3 protein-coding genes are annotated in these 3022 nt (G+C 30.4%); all 3 read left to right on the forward strand.

All coding sequences use genetic code 11. The features are described 5' to 3' along the window. Nucleotides 1-289, forward strand: a 289-nt coding sequence (locus tag ACTG3V_RS15285) for a hypothetical protein (protein WP_439133038.1), incomplete at its 5' end; no start/stop codon positions are given. Further along, a complete protein-coding gene (locus ACTG3V_RS15290) occupies nucleotides 286-2352 on the forward strand; it encodes a hypothetical protein (protein WP_439133039.1) in 2067 nt (688 codons plus the stop codon). The genes ACTG3V_RS15285 and ACTG3V_RS15290, both read left to right, overlap by 4 nt. Beyond that, nucleotides 2345-2878: a hypothetical protein gene (locus tag ACTG3V_RS15295; protein ID WP_439133040.1), complete on the forward strand. Its 534-nt coding sequence runs from the start codon at nucleotides 2345-2347 to the stop codon at nucleotides 2876-2878. Before ACTG3V_RS15290 ends, ACTG3V_RS15295 begins: the two co-directional genes overlap by 8 nt. Nucleotides 2879-3022 lie beyond the last annotated feature (144 nt).

A 3022-nucleotide genomic window follows, 5' to 3' on the forward strand; every position in this document is an offset into this window, starting at 1 on the left:
TTACGAGGGGTCAAGTGGTCAGGCTATTGACGGGGTTCACCAATTTGTAGACTATAACACAAACGGAAAAACAGAATACAAAATAAATACAGGATGGGTAAAAGAAAGTTATAACGAAATCTTAAAACAGTTGATGCTAAGTAATAAGATTTGGGAACTGAAAGAAAACAAATTTATACCAATCAATTTAAAAAAGAAATCAATCGAGTTTCAAACACGAAAAAGAGATAGGTTGATTAATTATGAATTTGAATTTACTTATTCTTTTAACGAAATAAACAGTCAATGATAACAGCCATTTACATAGGTAACGATAAGTTAGATTTGTTTAAAGATGAAGATATTGTTATAGATAGTTCAGTATCTAAAATAGAGGATATTACAAAGGTTTTTACTGATATCTCTAACACTTTTAGCGTTCCAGCATCCGAAACAAACAACAGGGTACTAAAACACTTCTATAATCAAAATATTGTTAATGGTTTAGATTTAAGACGTAGCTTATTAGGGGTGGTTGAATTAAATGGTGTTTACTACAAAAAAGTAAAGATTAAGGCTGTAAAAGTTGAGTTAGAAAGCAATAAACCAATTAGTTATAGTTTAGAATTGTTTGGCAATTTGATATCTTTAAAAGAGGTGTTAAAAGAAAGTCGTTTATCTGACTTAGACTTATCATCTTATAATTTTACGTTTAATAGTGGTAACGCTTTTAATAAATTACAATCAATTAGCGACGTTTCAGGCTCTTTATTTAGTAAAAGTAGACAGTACTTTTACGATAGTTCAAATGCTACACAAACTACAGAAACGCAAACAAATCTATATTATAATAATAATGATGATTTAAGTGGTGTTGATTGGACAGAGATAAGCTATTCGATAAAAGACATACGAATATTAGAAGCTATTGAAAATGATTTCGGTTTAACTTTTAGTCGTGATTTCTTTGGTGGCTCTGACTTTCTTAACTCGTTTACCTTATTATCAGCTCCAAGAAAAAAGACTACTAGCCAAGTTGTTTTAACTAATAATGTGGATAACGACCCTGTTACAAGTGGTAACACTATGCTAGCTACAGGATTTGGAACTGAAGATGAGAGAGATACAAGGCTAATTAATTTCGAGGTAACACCATCAACAGCGGACATTGCCAATTCTTACACAATTTACATAAAACAAAATGATACTATCATATCAAAATTTAGTGATATTGTAGGAAAAAAGAGGCTAGTAGTTGAGCAGGTAGACTTCGGCGAACCATTAGAAAATATAACCTTTTGGATTGAATCAATTAACCCTATCGTATATAGTGCTTATATCAGCAGAGAGGTTTGGATTGATTTATTTGAATATCGTTATTTGACAGGTAATTTATCAGTAACAGGTAATTTTGATATCGCTGAAAATATGCCTGACCAAAAATTGATTGACTACTTGAAAGGCTTATTTCAGCAATATAGACTTATAGCAATAGCACAAGATGATGACAGCATATATGTTGATACTTTAAACGAATTTTATAAAAAAGGTAAAGTAGTTGACTACACAAAATACATTGATTTTAGTAAAACAACAGTATCAAAAGGGAAGTTATTAAACAGTATTAACTTCAAATTTTCTGAACCTAAAACAATATTAGCAGAACAATTTGAAAATGATAATTTAACAGCGTACGGAGATTTAGAGTTGGAGATATTTGATGAAAACGATAATTTAATAGACGGTGAAAGTTTAGATTATAAACTACCATTTGAGCAAGTCGTTTATGAAAGGATAACAGATTTGAATGGTGCTAATGATATTGAGGTTTGCTATGGTTTACTAACTGATGAAGACTTCAAAGTACAAGATATTAAACAGCATAGGCACTACTTATTTAACCAATCTTTAACCAATCCTATAAAAGTAATTGATATAAATAGCATAGGACAGCAAGTAAACACAATTAACATACCATTACATACAAATTCGTTAACAGCTCCAATATATTCTAACACATTTGGCGAGGAATTTAACGAGTTTAACGGTTCGTTAATTACAAATACTTTGTATAAAAATTATCACGAACCATACATTTTAGAAGCGTTTAGTAAAAATAGACGTATGTTTTATTTTGAAAGTAAAGATACGCCTTTAAATATAATTCTTAACACGAAATTAAACGATGTAATAGAGATTAAACAACAATATTATAGGATTGATAGTATTAAGACTAATATTTTAACTAGGGAGGTTAAAATGACGTTATATAACATAATTAACTTAGACTTAACCCCTAGTGTAGTGATAACAGCGGATACAACTAATTACACAACAGATACAACAATTATAACAACAGATAACAATGGCTAGGCAAACAATTAATACAGGTACAGCAAATAATTCAGGTGATGGTGAGGGTTTACGTTCAGCATTTGGAAAATGTAATGATAATTTTGCAGAATTATATACAGCTACAGGTTGGGAAAGTAGATTCCAAGCAACGGCACAAACACTAACCGCTAGTGATAACCTTATAACTATTACAGGTACATCAGAAAGTAATGGAGGTTTAACTTTTTTAGATACAAATGGAAAAGTAGAGCCTATACAAGTAAATGACGTTTTATCTATTGATTTCGGATGCACAGCAGTAACCCCAACAGGTTCAGATAACTATTTGCATTTAAAATTTGTAGTTAATAGCGTTGTTTTTAGAGCCATTACAATACCATTATTAAAAGGTAGTGGTAATAATGAACACGTAAGTTTAAGCGCAAATATGCCAGTAGGTAGTGATTTTAATACACATGGTATGGATGTTTATATCGAAACAAATGCAGGATTTGATATTAGCGATAAATATATAAGTGTAACACGAACACATTTAGCAAGATAATGAAAGAAATACTAGATTTACTACATAGTCAAGATTTTATAGGGGTTTCTAAAAATATAGATATCGCAAAAGGACTAAACGAATATACAACCGACTTTAAAGAGGCGTATAAAAAAATAAAAAGGGTATGGCAGAAGAAAGAGT

The organism is Polaribacter sp. (genome assembly GCF_965660385.1).
Taxonomy (GTDB): Bacteria; Bacteroidota; Bacteroidia; order Flavobacteriales; family Flavobacteriaceae; genus Polaribacter.

What these genes read in the sequence shown, in the direction of transcription:
- ACTG3V_RS15295 (WP_439133040.1), top strand. Translation starts at nt 2,345, where the DNA reads ATGGCTAGGCAAACAATTAATACAGGTACAGCAAATAATTCAGGTGAT.
- ACTG3V_RS15290 (WP_439133039.1), top strand. Translation starts at nt 286, where the DNA reads ATGATAACAGCCATTTACATAGGTAACGATAAGTTAGATTTGTTTAAA.